This window comes from Mesorhizobium sp. M4B.F.Ca.ET.214.01.1.1 (assembly GCF_004791545.1).
Taxonomy (GTDB): Bacteria; Pseudomonadota; Alphaproteobacteria; order Rhizobiales; family Rhizobiaceae; genus Mesorhizobium; species Mesorhizobium abyssinicae.
Map to the genome: position 1 here is coordinate 160151 of NZ_SRUX01000002.1, position 16827 is coordinate 176977.

Consider the following 16827-nt stretch of genomic DNA (forward strand, 5'->3'; position numbering starts at 1 on the left):
GCGGTTGTGAATGTGAGGTCGTTTGCCGTCAGAGCGCCCAAACCCTGGAGCCTGCATGTCCTCCCTCCTGCCTTCCCTCCGCGCCGCCTGCCCCAACGCCACCGTCTGGGACTCCACCGAGCTCGCCTCCCGCGATCCTGGCTTCGATGCCCGCAATTTCGGCGCCACCGCGCTGGTGCGGCCGGCCGACACCGCAGGCGTCGCGGCGCTGGTCAAATTCTGCGCGGCGCGCGGTCTCAGCCTCGTTGCCCAGGGCGGGCGCACCGGCCTGACGGGGGCCGCTGCGACTGTGGAAGGCCAGATCATCTGCGACCTCGGCGGCCTGAACAGGGTGGAAGAGATCGACCCGTTCGGGCGTGTCGTCATCGTCGGAGCCGGCACGCCGCTCTCGGTGCTGCAGGAGGCGGCGGCCGCGCATGCGCTCGACCCCGGCATCGACCTTGCGGCGCGCGGCTCCTGCACCATCGGCGGCATGGTTTCCACCAATGCCGGCGGCATCATGGCCTTTCGCAACGGCACGATGCGCCATCGCGTGCTCGGCCTCGAAGCGGTGCTGCCCGACGGCAGCATATTTTCCGACCTGACGCGGGTGCTGAAGACCAGCGCCGGTTACGATCTTAAGCACCTGTTCATCGGCGCCGAGGGCACGCTCGGCATCGTCACCCGCGTAGCCTTGCGGCTCGATCCGGTGGCGGGCGCCAGCGCCACGGCGCTGGTCGGCGTGCCGGACGCGGCCAGCGCGCAGCGCATCGTGCGGCATTTCCTGGAGCGTACCCAGACGCGGCTCAACGCCGCCGAGATCCTGTGGCAGCGTTTCGCCGCCGCCATGAACCGCATGCTCGGCTTCACGCCCGGCCAGTTGCCGCTCGATGCCCCCTGCCTGCTGGTGCTCGAGCTCGGCGCCGACAGCGTCGAGGCCGCGCGAGAAGCGCTGGAGGATGGGCTGGCGGCGATCTGGGAGGAAGCCGGCATCGTCGACGGGCTGGTCGCCAGTTCGGTCGCGCAGGCGGAGGCGATCTGGCGGCTGCGCGAGGAGACCGAGATGATCGAGCGCATGCACCATCTGCCGCCTTCCTTCGACGTGTCGGTGCCGGCGGGCGGGCTCGATACCTATGTGGCGCGCATCGAGGCCGGGTTGAAGGCAATCGACGCGACTTACGCGCCCTATGTGTTCGGCCATCTCGCCGACGGCAATCTGCACATCTCGATCAACACAGACGGGCCGGTCCCGCACGCGCTGCACGAGGCGATCGAGGACGTGCTCTATGAAGGCTTGCAGGCAAGCGGCGGCTCGTTCTCGGCCGAGCACGGCGTCGGCCTCGACAAGCGCGACGCCTATGAGCGCCACGTCGACCCGGTCAAGCAGGCGCTGGCCAGGGCGATCAAGGAGATGATCGATCCGGCTAATGTGATGAATCCGGGGAAGATTATCGCCGGCTGAGGTGGTGGGCGTTGCTCTGAGGAGCCGGCGCGAGGCACCCCCTCTGGTCTGCCGACCATCTCCCCCTCAAGGGGGGAGATTACTCGCTCCATCGATTTCGCCAGTCGCCAAGGAACCTGCCGGCTGTCCCATCACCAGCCGCTTCGCGGCCTCCGCTGCCGCCGTGCAGTAGTCGCGGTCGCCGTGTACGAGGATCATCACCATGGCGCCCTCGACCAGCAGGAACAGCTCTCGCGCCCGCTCGCCGGGCGACGGCACCTTCGCCTCGGCAAGCAGGCTCGCCAGCTGCCGTTCCATCAGCGCCTTGTGCTCGCGCGCCATAGAGCGCGCGGGATGGCCGTTAAGGTCGGCGAGCTCGATCGCGAGGCGAGTGAAGCCCGATCCCGCCCAGCGCGGCTTGGCCGACCATGTGGCCAGTCCCTTGAACAGCTTGTCGATCAGCTGCTCGGCGCCGCCCGACAGGTCGATGCCGTAGGTCTGGAACTCGGCGAAGGCGCGCTCGTGCTGCGAGGCGAGCACCGCCGTCAGCAGCGCGTCCTTGCTGTCGAAATGGTAGTAGAGCGTCTTCTTGGTGACGCCGGCGGCGACCGCGATCTCGTCCATGCCGACGCGGAAGAACCCGCGGCGGCGAAACAGCTTGTAGGCCGCCTGCAGTATCGCTGGTCTGGTCTGGTCGGACGATCGGGGCACGGGGCGGGGAGCGCTCCAATGTATACTCGCTAGTGAGTTTACATCGCCGGCGACGGCGCATTCAATGGGCCTGCACTATCAGCAATGGCTAATATTCGTTGGGAGACGACGATGGACAGGCTGATCACCGCGGTACCCGAACTCCAACAATCGAGTGAAGCAGCAGTGGTTCGCGACCGGGCCAGGGCGTCACCCGCGCCGGCGCCGCTCAAGGGCATGACCTGCATCGAGGACCTCAGACAGGCTGCCCGCCGGCGCGTGCCAAAGGCCTTTTTCGACTATGTCGAGGCCGGCGCCTATTCCGAGCAGACGCTGCGCGCCAACCGCGCCGATCTCGAGCGGCTCACCTTCCGCCAACGGGTGCTGGTCGATGTCGCGCAACGCGACACCGCGACGACGATGTTGGGCGAAAAAGCCGCGCTGCCGATCGCGCTGGCGCCGATCGGCTTAGGCGGCATGCAGTGGGCCGATGGCGAAATTCTCGCCTGCCGCGCCGCGCAGACCGCCGGCGTGCCTTATACGCTCGGCACGATGTCGATCTGCTCGATCGAAGACGTCGCCGAGGCGGTCGCAAAACCATTCTGGTTCCAGCTCTATGTGATGAAGGATCGCGGCTTCGTGCGCTCGCTGGTCGAGCGCGCCATCGCCGCCCGCTGCGGCGCGCTGGTGCTCACCGTCGACCTGCAGGTGCTGGGCCAACGCCACGCCGACATCAGGAACGGGCTTGCGGTGCCGCCGTCGCTGAAGCTGCGCAACATCCTCGACATGGCGGCGAGGCCGGGCTGGGCCTGGCGCATGCTCAGCGCCAGGCGCTGGACCTTCGGCAATCTCGCCGGCCATGTGAAAGGCGAGCGGGGCGTCAAGGAACTGGCCGACTGGGTGTCGCACCAGTTCGACGCGACGCTCAACTGGAGCGACGTCGAATCGATCCGGAGCATCTGGCCGGGCAAGCTCATCATCAAGGGCATCCTCGACGCCGAGGACGCACGCACCGCCAGCAAGGCCGGCGCAAGCGCCATCGTGGTGTCCAACCATGGCGGCCGCCAGTTGGACGGCGCGCCGTCGACGATCTCCAAGCTGCCGCGGATCGTCGAGGCTGTCGGCTCAGAAACCGAGGTGCTGTTCGATGGCGGCGTGCGCTCGGGCCAGGACGTGATGCGGGCCCTCGCCCGCGGCGCCAGCGGCTGCCTGGTCGGACGGGCCTATATTTACGGCCTCGGCGCCGGCGGCGAGGCCGGTGTGGCGACGGCCATCGAGATCCTGCGCAAGGAGCTATCCGTCACCATGGCGCTGACCGGGACGAGAAGCGTCGACGAGATCGACGAGAGGGTTCTGGATTAGCGGGGCACCTACTCGCACTGCTGGCGCGGGCCGCCGTCGTAGGGCTGGTAGCTGTTGTCTTCCGGGCGGTAGGAGCGGTAGCGGCTGAAGCAATAGTCGATATGGTCGGCTGAAACCCCGGCTGACGCGCCGTCGCCCGACGTGTCGTCGCCCGGCCAGCCCTGATAGGTGGTGGCGAAGCGATCCATCGCGGCGGCCTTCATGGAAGTGTCCCGCAGCTTGACGTAACCCTGGTCGGCGGCGCCGGCGTCGAGGTAGGGCGAGACGCAGGGGCGCTGCTCGCCGCTGTAGGATCGGTAGCTATTGTCGTCGAGGCGATAGGAGCGGTAGCGGCTTTCGCACCATTCGACATGAGAGGCCGGCAGGTCCATCGTGGCCTCCGCGCCTTCCCCGGCGGCGGCCGGCGCCTCGCCCGCCTGCGGTTCGATCGAGGCGGTCACCTCGGGCCCGATCTCGGGCTTTGCGGCATCGGCGGGCTTGGGGTCGGCCGGAACCGGGCGGGCGGGAACGCGCTCGAGAGCCTGCTTGGCCGCGCCGACCGGCTCGGCGTTTCTGGTCCACAGCTCGGCCACGCTTTGGCTCGGCGCGACCACGCCTACCGGTTTGGCGGCCAGCAGCCAGGTGGCGAAGGCCAGGCCACTGGCGAAGATCGTGAGGGTCAGCACGAAGCCGCCCAGAATTCCCAACAGAGGTTTCACGCCACGCTTCCTTCAGCCCCCGCTCATAAAATGCGGAGCCGTAAGGCTGGTTCCAACGGAGGAGCCAGAGGCAAGCGCTTCTAGCGAACTTACTCCCTCACCACCTCCCTGTACGCCCTCGCCTTCCCATCCTGTCCGCGGATGCGCCAGGTCTCTCCGTCACACCCCTCGATGTGGCTCGGTCCCAGCGGCACCTTGCCGCCGCCTTCGGGCAGGTCGATGACATAGGTCGGGTTGCAGATGCCGGAGAGGCGCGCTCGCAGCGCGCTCACCAGCGCCTGGCCTTCGGCGATGGTCGTGCGGCGATGCGCCATGCCGCGCGCGAGGTCGCCGTGGTGGAGGTAGTAGGGCTTGACGCCGAGCCGGTATATCAGCTCGCGGCAGAGCTCCTCCAGCACCTCGACACTGTCGTTGACGCCTTTGAGCAGGACGCTCTGGTTGAGCAGCACGAAGCCGGCCTGCCTAAGCCGGCGGCAAGCGGCTTCGGTAGCGTCGGTGATCTCTCGCGGGTGATTGAAGTGCGTCACCACCGTCACCATCAGCCTGCCCTCCAGCGCCGCGACCAGCCCGGCGGTGATGCGCGAGGGCAGCGCGACGGGAACGCGGGTGTGGATGCGCAACAGCCGCACATTCGGGATCGCCTCGATGCGGGCGCGGATTTCGCCAAGCGCCTTGTCGGGCAGCGACAGCGGGTCGCCGCCGGTTAGGATCACCTCGCGGATCTCAGGGTGATCGGCAATATAGGCGAAGGCCTCTTCGAGTGCTTCTCGGGTGTAGCCGCGGCCGATCGAGGTCAGTGACTCCTTGCGGAAGCAGAAGCGGCAATAGACCGCGCATTGATAGGTCGGGAACAAAAGCACCCGGTCCGCATGGCGATGCGTCAGCCGCGGCACCGGGCTGTAGGCATGGTCGGCGATCGGATCGTCGAGCTCGCCTTCCGCCTCGGCCAGTTCGTCCGGCGACGGGATCACCTGCGCGCGGATCGGGTCGTTCGGGTCGTTCCAGTCGATAAGGTCGAGATAGGGTTTTGGGATGCGCACCTTGTGGTTCACCGCGGCTTCCTGCGCGGCCGCGCGCTCGGCGGGCGACAGCGGCAGCGCGGCGAGATCGCGCACATGGCGCACGCCGGCGCGGACATCGTCCTGCCAGGCGGGATCGGCGGCGCGCTGATCGCTTGCCTTCATGTCGTTGAATTTGGCGTCTGTCGTCATCGGGGAGTTGCTCGGCAGCGGTTCGCGCGCAGCTATCGAGCGTATGGCCGGCCGGGTCAACTGCCTGTCGCTGCCGTTGGTCGATCGCGGCGATCCTTCGCGCCTCTCTCCGCCCTGCGGGCATCTTCCGAGCTTGGGGTAGATTGACAGCCTGGCTGGTGTCTCCGACCCCTGGCCCATGGTGGCCGAGTCACTCCAGGCGGATGAAAATAGCCAAACCGAAACCGGCCTATCTTTTTGAGAAAAAGAATTATTTTCACACTACGCCTTGTTCGCGGACCCACAACGCTCTATGTTGCAAGTATCGATCTTGCTTGTTGAACCTTGTTCTGGCGCAATCCGCGCTCTCGGCGATCTTCCTCTCAAAATCGATCTGAAATCGTTTGCCGCGCAGGCTGTGCGGCGAGCAGTTTATCTATGGATGATTGAAAGGATATCGTCGTGAATACTGGAACCGTGAAGTTCTTCAATGCCACCAAGGGTTTTGGCTTCATCGAGGTCGGCAACGGCCAGCCCGATGTTTTCGTGCACATCTCGGCCGTCGAGCGCGCCGGCATGCGGTCCCTCGTCGAGGGACAGAAGGTCAGCTTCGAAATCGTGAAGGACAACCGCAACGGCAAGAGTTCGGCGGAGAACCTTCAGGCCGCGTAAGGAGATTGCGCTTCTGGTCGTTGACCACGGATGTACTGGCACCGATCATCGAGGCGCATAGGAGAGGCCGGGTTTCGCCCGGCCTTTTTTCTTTTCATCATTGGAGACCGTCATATGCGACAACAGCCGGTACCCGAAGGAATATTCAAGCCGAAGCCGACGGCCATCGAAACGAAGCAGGACGCCACGACCAGGGCGGCCCGCCAGATCATCGATGGTGAAGCGGCCGAACGCGAGCGAAAGACCGAACGCTTGAGGCAGGCCAGGCTTGCCATGCAAGCTGTCGAGGCAGCCAGCCCCGCGGCCAGGTCGCCGGCGAAGAAGCGAACGGGCAGGCGCAAACAGGCGTAGGCGGTACAAGTCGGGCGACGAAGCTGCCCTGCCCATAGGTATTTGAGCGAAATGGTATTAATCTGCGCAGGCTGGGCTTTCGGGGCAAGCCAATGGATTTCAGCGCAGGCCATGGCTACCTTCTCATCGGCGGCCTCATCCTGGTTGGCGCCGGGCTGCTGATCCTGTCGCTGATCGTCAATCTGCGCGTGGCGCACAGCGTGCGCGACGACGTGCGCCATCGTGAAAAGCTGCTGGAATATTACCGCAACATCTTTTCGCAGCTGGGTGTGATCCTGATCGGCATCGGCGTGTCGCTGTTCATCTTCTTCTTCCAGCAGAATTATCAGGACCAGCGCAGGCGCGAGACGGAACTGCAGCAGGTCATGGCAAAATTGGCGGCGCGCCTTGCGCGTGGCGCGCCCGTCGTCGAAACGCTTGGCGAATTCGACGAGGTGCTGGATGAAGGCGGCGCCTATGTCAGTCCCGAGCTCGGCGGCAAGAACGCCGCGATCAGCGCCGAAGGACCCGAGCTTGGCAAGCAGGTCGCCAAGATCCAGCTCGTCGAGCGCGACGTCGATGTCCGCGACTTCGACATCCTGAACCTGTCGCGCGACTTCGAGACGTCGTTCGTCGTCAACGAGCTCGATCCGACGCTGTGGTTCAACATCGTGCGCGACGAGAACGAGATCAAATACGCCACCACCCAGCTCGCCCTGGACTACAAGGACCTGCAGGATGCTATCGGCGGCGAGGCGATCGAGGCTGCCGTCGCCAATCCCGACAAGGAGCGCAAGATCAAGCATGAGATGCTCGATATCCTCTACGACGCCGACCTGCTGCGCCAGCGCAGCAGGCGATTTCTCGCCCGCGCCTGCTGGCTGTTCAGCAAGGGCAAGGGCTTTGTCGCCCTTGCCCCGGTCGAGGTTATCGAGGCCGATGCAAGGTCGCAGCAGGAATGGATCGAGCGCTCGAAACCGCTGCTGGCGCAGACGAAGTCGGGCAGCGGCGATTGCTTCAAACTGCTCCGCTACGGGCAGGCGTCGTGAGTGGACGACGGGCGGGAGCATGCTATTTTCAGTGAAGCGTCACCTGCACATGGACGCGCGAGCGAGCAGCGCCCGCCGAATGCGTGAGGAACGCCATGCGACGGCTCATCTTCTCGGCAATATGTATCGCCGCCACGACGGGCGCCAACGCGCATGACTGGTACGAAGACAAGATTGACCCGCTGACGAAATTCAAGTGCTGCGGTGGTCATGATTGCCGCGCCATACCTCAGTCCTCGGTTCAGTCAAGGACCGACGGCGGGTACACCTACCTGCCGCATGGCTTCACCATACCGCGCGAGCGTGTCCAGGAATCCCCGGACGGCCAATACCACATCTGCGAGAATACATACGTCATAACCAATCAGCCGTATCTGCGCTGTTTTTTCGCGCCTCGCATCAAGGTCTCCTCCTTGCTACTCCCACGTTGAAGCCAATACTGCGTGTCGCAGCAAGGATCGGCATCGGCAGGCAATTGGCAACCTTCCCGTCGCATCCTCTTCGTGAGGACTCAGGATCGATGAACACCTGCTGCGGTCAAGCCATCGGTGCCGCGCCGCGCCGCTCGAGCGCGGTCTTGCGGATGATCTCCGCGATCTCCGGGCTGCTGCTGCACAGCATCTGGAAATCCGCCGAGTGCAGCGACAGGAGCGAGACCGCCGTTGCGGCGCTGACGGTTGCCATACGCGGTTCGCCGCTGATCAGCGCCATCTCACCGAAGAAGGCGCCAGGGCCAAGCTCCACCGGGCTCAGCGTCGCGACGCTGACGCGCCCCTCCGCGACGAAGAACATCTGATCACCAGGCTCGCCAATGCGGCAGATCACGGCGCCCGCGGGCACCGTGCGCGGTCTTAACGCGCGCACGATCTCGATCAGCACGGCCGGGCCGAGCTTCTGAAACAACGGGACGGCGGCGACCAATCGCCAATTGCGGACGAAATCCTCGCGACGGACTTCCTGATAGAAGCCGGTGGCAAGAATGCCGGCCCAGAGCGCGAAGATACCGATGCCACTCATCATGACCAACCCGGCAAGGACGCGGCCGGCGAAGCTTTGCGGAATCTCGTCGCCGTAGCCGGTGGTGGACAGCGTAACCACCGCCCACCACATTGCCTGGGGGATGCTGCCGAACTTTTCCGGTTGGATGTCGCGCTCGATGACATAGGCCGCGAGCGCGACGCCGAACAGAACGACGCCGAAGAGCGTGGTGACGCCGATCAGATTGCGCGCTTCGTTGGCCAGCACCCTGCCCAGCACCGGGAAGAAAGTGGAGTCGCGCAGCGGTTTCAGCAGCCAAACAGCACAGTAGAGGCTGCGGTCGGGCGTACGGACGAGCAGAAATGCGGCGAGTGGAACCAAGACCGCGAGCACATCGATGGCGATTTCAGGCGTCCTGTTCCGCACGTCTCCCGCCCGGCGCTTGAGCAGCGTCCCAGCCAGTTGCAGAAGATAGGCGCCCCAAATGACAGCGAGGACGGCAGCCAGGGCCAGTCTGCTGCGTCCGGACATGTCGGGTATCGTGAGCGCAGCCACCGCCAGAAGCCCAGGCGCAGCCAGCACCGCGTTGAGCGGCGCGTAAATTCTCAGGAAAGGCAGTACCGACATTTTATGCCCACGAGCCGCTACCACCCTGCAAAATAGAATGCCTTCAAGGCAAGCGCAAAGGTGCCTGCTATCGCCGCGACGTGCATCAACACGGTGAACCAACAGTCCGCGATTGCTTCGCGACCCGGCGTGAACAGGCAGGCCGACGACCTATTTCGGCCAATCTAGTCGCCCACCCGCCGCAGCGTGCCGAGATGATTGTCGTCGAGAAACCCGATGGTGATCGCCAATGCCTTGCCATCGGGGCCGACGGCAAAGCTGACGCCCGTCGGCCTGTCCGGCATCTCGGCATCGGGGTAGGTCAGGAACAGGTCGCCGTCGAAATGCGTCAGGGAATAGGACCGGGCGCCGGCTGGCCCGACCTTGAGGACAAGGCTGTCTCCCGCGCTCGACACGTCCGCTTCGCCGATGAAGTCGTTGGCGTAGCGGCCGGCATAGGCGCTGGCCGGTCGGGCCGGCCTCGAGGGCGACGGTGCCGCGGCAAAGGTGGCCTTGGCCGCCTCGACAACCGGACCGAACATGCCGGAATAGATCGTGCCCCATGCCTTGACCCAGTCCCTGTCGACAGCACCGTCGAAGACGAGATCGGCGAAGCTGTCGGACAGCCCTTCGGGGACGCCGGTCGGAAAAGCGTTGGCGAGGATGACGATGCCAAGTTTCTCCTTCGGGAAGATCGTCACCAGGGTACGCGCCCCGACGCTGAAGGCGCCGGCATGGCCCCAGCTCAAACCGTGCCGGCCGAATTCGACGTTCCAGCCGAGGCCGTAGAAGGACTCGCCGCCGGACGCCGGGTTCTTGCCGCGCGTCATCAGCGGCACATGCGTCTGGTCCAGCGCATCGGCGGCAATCAGCGTCTTGCCGGCATAGACCCCGTCGCCCAGCAGCAGGCGCACCCATTGCGCGAGATCGCGCGCGGTGGAGCTGACGCCGCCGGCGGGCGCCTGCGCATCCGGATCGCGCCTGATCTTCGCGGCCCAGGCGCCATCGACCCTGACGTGGAGTGCGGCGCGGTTCGCGTGCTTGACGAAATCCGCATGACGCGAGCTGGTCGAGGCCATGCCGAGGGGACGGTAGAGTTTTTCCTCGGCGACCTCCTCCCAGGACTTGCCTGTCGGCATTGCGGCCGCGACGGCCCCCTCGGTCAGCCCGAAGTTGCTGTAGGAATAGCCGGCGCGAAAGCTCGACGACGGCGGCACGCAGCGCAGGCGGTGCAGGATCTCGGCGCGGTCGTAGCCGATGTCCTCGAGATCGTCGCCGGCGGTGCCCGGTAGGCCGCTGCGGTGTGAAAACAGGTCGCGGATGGTGAGCTCGCTGGTCGGATAGGGCTCGGCAAGGCGGAAAGCCGGATCGAGATCGGCGATCTTGGAGTTCCAGGACACGGCTCCATCGCTGACCAATGCCGCGACGATGGTGGCGGAGACCGGCTTGGACAGCGATGCGATCTGGAACACTGTGTCGGCGTCGACGGATTCGGGTTTGCCGGCCTCGCGATGACCGAACCCCTTGAGGAAGATCACCTCGTCGCCATGCACGACGGCGATGGCCAGACCGGGGACGGCACCGTCCGTCACGGCGGCCTCGGCCAGCGCTTCGAGCTTTGGCAAGGAAGCGGCGATGCGCTCGGGCGTGATGGGGTCGGCCGACGCTGCACAGGGCAAAAGCGCGATCACGGCGATGGCGGCCCATATCCTCAAATGACAGAGATTCCGATCAAGCCGCATCGCGCCCCTCCCTCCCTGCATTCACCGGGCCATGCTACAGGCCGGCGCTGGCGCGGCCAAGCCGCGATCGACTTTCGCCGCAATCGACCCCGGCGCGGATTTCGGGCAAGCTGCACCGAGCGACCTGCCATGGAAAGATGGCAAGCCGTTGAGGGAGGATTGCGATGACCAAGACGCCAGCGGCGCCCAGCCTGCCGCGCTACGAGGACGCCGTCGAGCGCTTCCGCATCGAGGATGAAGTCGCCCGGCTGCATGGCGATCCGGCGACTGGCATCAATGCCTATGTCGAGTGCTGCGGCCGCTACACCGGCGAAAACCGGCTGGCGCTGCGCGCCATCTCGGCGGGCGGGGAGTTGCGCGAGTTTACCTTCGACGATCTCGCCGACATGTCGGGGCGCGACGGCAATATGCTGAAGGCGCTTGGCGTCGGCCCCGGCGACGTCGTCGCTGGCATGCTGCCGCGCATTCCCGAGCTGGTGGCGCTGATCCTCGGCGCCTGGCGCATCGGCGCGGTCTACCAGCCGCTGTTCACCGCCTTCGGGCCGAAAGCGATCGAGCATCGCCTGAGCTACAGCAAGGCAAAGCTGGTGGTCACCAATCCGGCCAATCGCGGCAAACTCGACGAGGTGGAGAACCATCCGCGTATCGCCACCATCCTTGGCGCGGGCGAGGCCCTGCCCGCCGGCGACATCGATCTCCGCGCTGCCGTTGCCGCCGCCTCCCTCGATTGCCAACCAGTGATGCGCAAAGGCTCGGACCTGTTCATGATGATGTCGACCTCCGGTACGACCGGCCATCCAAAAGGCGTGCCGGTGCCGCTCGGCGCCCTGCTCGCCTTCGGCGCCTATATGCGCGACGCGATCGGGCTGCGGCCCGGGGATGTGTTCTGGAACATCGCCGATCCCGGCTGGGCCTACGGGCTCTACTACGCCATCACCGGCCCCTTGCAGCTCGGCATCGCCACCACCTTCTACGAAGGCGCCTTCAACGCCAAAAGCACCTACGACATCATCGAGCGGCTGGGCGTTACCAGCCTTGCCGGCTCGCCCACCGCCTATCGCCTGCTGATGGCGGAAGGCGCCGCGGCTGCCGCTCGCGTCAAGGGTAAGCTCCGCGTGGTGAGCAGCGCCGGCGAGCCGCTCAACCCGGAAGTGATCCGCTGGTTCGATGCCAACCTCGCCGCGCCGATCCACGACCACTACGGCCAGACCGAGAACGGCATGATGGTCAACAACCATCATGGGCTGGCGCACAGCGTGCGCGCTGGCTCGGCAGGTTTTGCCATGCCGGGCTATCGCATGGTGGTTCTGGACGAGGCGGGTAACGAGCTTGGCCCGAACCAGCCGGGCATCCTCGCCGTCGACATCGCCAAATCGCCGCTGCGCTGGTTCGAAGGCTACCACCAGGCGGAGACGCCGACGATCGCCGGCGGCTATTACCGCACCGGCGACACGGTGGAATACGAGCCGGACGGTTCGGTCTCCTTCATCGGCCGCGCTGACGACGTCATCACCTCGGCCGGCTACCGCATCGGGCCGTTCGACGTCGAGAGCGCGCTGATCGAGCACCCGGCGGTCAACGAGGCGGCGGTGGTCGGCGTGCCCGATCCGCAGCGCACCGAGATCGTCAAGGCCTTCGTCGTGCTGGCGTCGGCCTTCAAAGGCAGCGAGGCGCTGGCCGAGGAGCTTGCCCAGCATGTGAAGAAACGGCTCTCGGCGCATGCCTATCCGCGCGAGGTCGAGTTCGTGACCGAACTGCCGAAGACGCCGAGCGGCAAGATCCAGCGGTTCCTGCTCAGGAAGGCGGAAGTGGAGAAGCGGAAGGCCGGATAAAGATTTGGCGACCCGCTGATTTCCGCCACGCAAAAGCCGCCAAGTCGGGCGAAGGCTCGCAAGGGCTTTTGATCGCTAACTTGGGGGCTATGTCATGCGGTTGATCTGGACACTTCTCTTCATGCTTGCGGGCAGCGCGGCACTCGCTGCCTCGCCGGAGGACGACTATATCGCCGCGCGCGACAAGGCGATTGCCGACATCGCAGCACAGGAAAGCGCGAACGCTGCCGTGGAAACGCTCGATGCCCAGAATACGAAGGCGATGGCCGATCTCCAGACGCGTCTTTCGGCCCTGCTCGGCCCGCTGGCGGTAAAGGATTTTCCGGCAGCCGGCACGATCAATCTGCAGAGCCTCAGCGACTCCGATATCGGTTTCGGCATGCTCGACGGGCTGAGATACACTGCCAGCGACGACGGCCCGAGCCTTGTCGCGACGACGCGCGGGCTTGCCGAGCGGTGGCTCAAGTCCAGGGCCGACGAGACCGATGAGAACCTCAGGCTGCCGGCCGGCATCGACGCGGCGCTGAAGCTCGACGCCTTCTACACCCAGGCCATCGGCGCCGACGCCGCCTTCGTCAGCACGCTCGACTTTCCGCTGAAGAAACCGGAAGGCGCCGACATGGCGTTCGCGCGGCTTGGCGGCTGGACCCAGGATGTCGGGCCGATCTACGACCAGCAGGTGATCGTCACGCTGGTCAAGGGCGATCGCGTGCTGATCGCCGAGGCGCCAGCGGCACCGCCCGTCCCGAAGATCGCGGCCTGCGATGCCTTGTGGACCGCGGCCGACGCCGCCGCCCAGAAATTCCAGGAGGCCTACCAGGCTTCGGAGCTCAAGGACGAAAAGGCCTACGATGCCGCCAACGCCGCCTGGGAAAAAGGCGACGGCGACTACCGCGCCTGCATGGGCGAGCATCTGCCCGGCGACCCGGCCTTCCCTGCCCTGCTTGCCCACGCGCAGGAGCTCGCCGATCACATGGCGGGAAAGTAGGCGCGGCGCGGCTTCGGCGCCCCGCTTCCCCTTCAGCTCCTCCGGTTGCTGTGCCTGCAGCAATGGGACCAATACTGAAACTTCTGGCCCGCATGGAAGTCTAAATTTAAGCACTTTCTACTAAGTTCGACCGATGGGCCATTGTCCAGGAAAGGTATTCGGGTCGATTTGGCCGGAACGGGTTTCAGCATAGGCCGCGTCAGGCAGGCCGTTTTTTCCCTCGCCAACTTGCCGGCGGCGATAGCCTTCGTCGTGCTTTTGGTCTGCGCCGTCGTTGCCGACCAGCAGAACAGGAAGGTCTCCGATCAGCTGGCGCGCCGATGTCCTGGCCAAGGTCAACATCATCCGGGCCAAGCTCGAGGGCAACATCAACGGCAATCTTCAGCTCACCCAGGGCCTGGTATCGGCCATCGTCACCGAGCCCTATTTGGGCCAGCAGAGATTTGCCTCGCTTGCCGGCAATCTGTTCGAGCAGAAGTCGCAGTTGCGCAACATCGCCGGCGCGCCCGACCTCATCATCTCGCTGATGTACCCGATGAAGGGCAACGAGAAGGCGATCGGGCTCGATTACCGCAAGAACGAGGCGCAACGCACGGCAGCGCTGCGGGCGCGCGATCGGCGCGAGCTGGTGTTCGCCGGTCCAGTCGATCTGGCGCAAGGCGGGCGCGGCTTCATCGGCCGCATCCCGGTCTTCGTGCCGACGGCGGGCGGTGGCGACCGCTTCTGGGGCATCATTTCGGCGGTTGTCGATGTCGACCGGCTCTACGCGGCAAGCGGCCTTACCGACCCCGCCATAGACATCGATGTGGCGCTGACCGGCAAGGACGCGCTGGGTGGCAGCGGCGAACGTTTCTTCGGCGGCGACAATGTCGTCGCCGGCAATCCGGTGACAGCCGAAGTGGAGGTGCCGTCAGGCTCGTGGCGGATTTCGGCCATTCCCAAGGGCGGCTGGCCAGCGGCGCCGAAGAATGAGCGGACCCTGCTGGCCCTCATGGCGCTCGCCGGCGTGCTGGTGGTGCTGCCGATCCTGGTGGCCGGGCGGCTGTTCGGCGAAAGGCAGAAGAACTATGCCGAGTTGCGGCGCCTGTCCGGGCGGCTGGAGCTGGCGCTGGAGGCCTCAGGCATCGGCGTCTGGGAGCACGACCTCGCCACCAACGAACTGGTGTGGGACGAACGCGTCAACGAGATCTACGGCAAGGCCGCCGGCAGCGAGCCGCGCGGCTATGATGACTGGGCGGGAACGATCCACCCCGACGACATCGAGCGCGCTCGACGGGATTTCGACCTGGCTGCGGCGACCAGGGGCCTCTACTCCTCGCAATACCGCCTCATCCATCATGACGGCGACGTCCGCCACGTCCGCACGCGCGCCACGTTCTTCCAGGACACCGGCGGCACGCCGAAGATGATCGGCGCCGAATGGGACGTGACAAGCGACGTGCTGCTCAACGAAAATCTGGAGCGCGAGCGGCAGCTGTCGGAATCGAAGAACGCCGAGCTGGAGATCGCCAAGGCGCGCATCGAGCATGTCGCGCTTCACGACTCGCTGACCGGCCTGCCCAACCGCCGCTATCTCGACGAGATGCTGGTCGAAAGCGGTGAGAGCGGCCGGCGCACGGCGCTGCTGCATCTCGACCTCGACCGCTTCAAGCAGATCAACGACACGCTCGGCCACGCGGCTGGCGATGCCATGCTGATGCACGCCTCGAAAGTCATCAAGGCCAACGCCGGAACCGCCGATTTCGTGGCCCGCATCGGCGGTGACGAGTTTGTGGTGGTCGCCCATGGGGATGGCGACGACAAGCTTGCCGAACTGGCCAGCCGCATCATCGAGGAGATGCGCCAACCGGTCACCTACCAGGGCCACCAGTGCCGGTTCGGCGTCAGCATCGGCATCGCCGCCAATGACGGCGTCGACGCCAGGCAGTTGCTCGTCAATGCCGATCTTGCGCTTTACAGGGCGAAAAGCCATGGCCGCAATCGCTACGAGTTCTTCAACGAGGAGCTGCAGAGCGAGATCGTCCGGACCAAGCAGATCGCCGACGAAATCCTCGGCGGGCTGGAGCGGAACGAGTTCGTCGCCTATTACCAGCCGCAGTTCGACGCCAGGACGCTGGAGATCGTCGGCGTCGAGGCGTTGTCGCGCTGGAAGCATCCGCGCCGCGGCATCCTGGCGCCCGCCGCCTATCTCAAGGTGGCCGAGGAGCTGAACGTGGTGGCGCTGATCGACCGCACCACGCTCAAGCAGGCACTGGAGAATTTCGAGCGCTGGTCGCATCTCAACATCCCGCGCGTTTCGGTCAACGTTTCGGCCAGGCGCCTCGAGGACAGGGACCTGATCAAGGGTTTGCGCAAGCTCGCCATCAAGCAAGGCACGGTGTCGTTCGAGCTGGTGGAGTCGATCTTCCTCGACGAGAACGACGACTTCGTTTCCTGGAACATCGAGCAGATCAAGGAACTCGGCATCGACATCGAGATCGACGATTTCGGCACCGGCTATGCCTCGATCGTCAGCCTGCTCAAGCTGCAGCCGCGCCGGCTGAAGATCGACCGCCAGCTGATCACGCCGATCACCGGGTCAAAGGCGCAACGGCGGCTGGTGTCGTCGATCATCGAGATCGGCAAGTCGCTCGGCATCGAAGTGGTGGCCGAAGGCGTCGAAACGATGGAACATGCGCGCATCCTGAAGGAATTGGGCTGCGACATCCTGCAGGGCTACGCCTTCGGCCGCCCGATGGACGCCAAGACCTTCAAGGCCTTCGCCCAGTCGCGCAAATGGCTGGCGGTCGGCTAGCGCCCCTCGTCCACGACGGCTACGCGCCATCTGAGCCCTTTACGGGCACCTCAGCCAGTCTCCAAGCAGGCCGATCCCGGCTATGGATATTTCGTCGGGGCCTGTGGGCTTGACTCGCCCTGCAACGCCCTCGGCAGTGGAAGGCTCGAGCATTGCAAGTGCACCTCGCGGGCGAACGCCTTTCGCTGCTTCTGCTCGTGCTCCTTGACGGCTGCTATGATCCCCAACCCGTACGGGCCGAGCACGACGAACCCCCAGCCCGGGTGGTTCTTTTCGCGAGCGTCGTAATCCGAAGCGTCCGCGCGGGCTTGCTGGCATTCCGGCGACGCCCATTTCTGATCCTGCTGCGAAAGCGACGCTTCATAATCGACCGGCGAGGTCGCGCATCCGGCCACTGTCGCGGCCAACGCGACCGACATTGCAATTCTCATCCCGAAGCCTCCCCTGAAGCATTGTGGAGGGTACACGGAATTCTT

14 protein-coding genes and 1 pseudogene are annotated in these 16827 nt (G+C 65.4%); 8 read left to right on the forward strand and 7 right to left on the reverse strand.

Annotation, left to right across the window (positions count from 1 at the left end; translation table 11 throughout):
• Window positions 1-55: 55 nt before the first annotated feature.
• Entirely contained in the window at window positions 56-1441 is a 1386-nt protein-coding gene (locus EN857_RS04010; RefSeq protein ID WP_135858010.1) for an FAD-binding oxidoreductase, read from the forward strand.
• A 66-nt stretch (window positions 1442-1507) separates the two neighbouring features.
• Here EN857_RS04010 and EN857_RS04015 read toward each other — a convergent pair whose 3' ends face one another.
• Window positions 1508-2131, reverse strand: a complete 624-nt coding sequence (locus EN857_RS04015; RefSeq protein ID WP_187331180.1) for a TetR/AcrR family transcriptional regulator — start codon at window positions 2129-2131, stop codon at window positions 1508-1510.
• 216 nt (window positions 2132-2347) lie between these two features.
• Between EN857_RS04015 and EN857_RS04020 the strand changes: the two genes are divergently transcribed.
• Complete coding sequence (locus EN857_RS04020; protein WP_245511273.1) at window positions 2348-3472, forward strand: alpha-hydroxy acid oxidase; 1125 nt, start codon at window positions 2348-2350, stop codon at window positions 3470-3472.
• An 8-nt stretch (window positions 3473-3480) separates the two neighbouring features.
• Here EN857_RS04020 and EN857_RS04025 read toward each other — a convergent pair whose 3' ends face one another.
• Both EN857_RS04025 and EN857_RS04030 read right to left on the reverse strand, forming a co-directional pair.
• Complete coding sequence (locus tag EN857_RS04025) at window positions 3481-4170, reverse strand: BA14K family protein (RefSeq protein ID WP_135858016.1); 690 nt, start codon at window positions 4168-4170, stop codon at window positions 3481-3483.
• Window positions 4171-4259: 89 nt separating this feature from the next.
• Window positions 4260-5381 (reverse strand): KamA family radical SAM protein, encoded by a 1122-nt coding sequence (locus EN857_RS04030; protein WP_127394101.1) that lies wholly within the window; start codon window positions 5379-5381, stop codon window positions 4260-4262.
• A 441-nt stretch (window positions 5382-5822) separates the two neighbouring features.
• Between EN857_RS04030 and EN857_RS04035 the strand changes: the two genes are divergently transcribed.
• Complete coding sequence (locus tag EN857_RS04035) at window positions 5823-6032, forward strand: cold-shock protein (RefSeq protein WP_127283918.1); 210 nt, start codon at window positions 5823-5825, stop codon at window positions 6030-6032.
• 110 nt (window positions 6033-6142) lie between these two features.
• Here EN857_RS04035 and EN857_RS34585 read toward each other — a convergent pair whose 3' ends face one another.
• Entirely contained in the window at window positions 6143-6496 is a 354-nt protein-coding gene (locus EN857_RS34585) for a hypothetical protein (protein WP_189379747.1), read from the reverse strand.
• Between EN857_RS34585 and EN857_RS04045 the strand changes: the two genes are divergently transcribed.
• Together EN857_RS04045 and EN857_RS04050 are read left to right on the forward strand one after the other, a co-directional pair.
• A complete protein-coding gene (locus EN857_RS04045; protein ID WP_128346777.1) occupies window positions 6476-7411 on the forward strand; it encodes a hypothetical protein in 936 nt (311 codons plus the stop codon). The genes EN857_RS34585 and EN857_RS04045 overlap by 21 nt on opposite strands.
• 95 nt (window positions 7412-7506) lie before the next feature.
• Window positions 7507-7842 carry a hypothetical protein gene (locus EN857_RS04050; protein WP_128346778.1) on the forward strand — a complete coding sequence of 112 codons (336 nt, stop codon included), beginning with the start codon at window positions 7507-7509 and terminating at the stop codon, window positions 7840-7842.
• 106 nt (window positions 7843-7948) lie between these two features.
• Here EN857_RS04050 and EN857_RS04055 read toward each other — a convergent pair whose 3' ends face one another.
• Both EN857_RS04055 and EN857_RS04060 read right to left on the reverse strand, forming a co-directional pair.
• The gene (locus EN857_RS04055) at window positions 7949-9016 is read right to left on the reverse strand and encodes a cyclic nucleotide-gated potassium channel (protein ID WP_135858018.1); all 1068 of its coding nucleotides are present in this window, start codon (window positions 9014-9016) and stop codon (window positions 7949-7951) included.
• A 164-nt stretch (window positions 9017-9180) separates the two neighbouring features.
• Complete coding sequence (locus EN857_RS04060) at window positions 9181-10737, reverse strand: serine hydrolase (protein ID WP_135858020.1); 1557 nt, start codon at window positions 10735-10737, stop codon at window positions 9181-9183.
• Window positions 10738-10901: 164 nt separating this feature from the next.
• Between EN857_RS04060 and EN857_RS04065 the strand changes: the two genes are divergently transcribed.
• From EN857_RS04065 to EN857_RS04075, 3 genes and pseudogenes are all read left to right on the forward strand, one after another.
• The gene (locus EN857_RS04065) at window positions 10902-12569 is read left to right on the forward strand and encodes an acyl-CoA synthetase (RefSeq protein WP_128346957.1); all 1668 of its coding nucleotides are present in this window, start codon (window positions 10902-10904) and stop codon (window positions 12567-12569) included.
• A 94-nt stretch (window positions 12570-12663) separates the two neighbouring features.
• The gene (locus tag EN857_RS04070; RefSeq protein ID WP_127393987.1) at window positions 12664-13557 is read left to right on the forward strand and encodes a hypothetical protein; all 894 of its coding nucleotides are present in this window, start codon (window positions 12664-12666) and stop codon (window positions 13555-13557) included.
• 189 nt (window positions 13558-13746) lie between these two features.
• Window positions 13747-16351 (forward strand): annotated as a pseudogene (locus EN857_RS04075) (EAL domain-containing protein).
• Between the two features lie 80 nt (window positions 16352-16431).
• On the opposite strand, the gene EN857_RS04080 reads toward EN857_RS04075, so the two are convergent.
• Complete coding sequence (locus EN857_RS04080; protein ID WP_127393466.1) at window positions 16432-16782, reverse strand: hypothetical protein; 351 nt, start codon at window positions 16780-16782, stop codon at window positions 16432-16434.
• Between the last annotated feature and the right edge of the window lie 45 nt (window positions 16783-16827).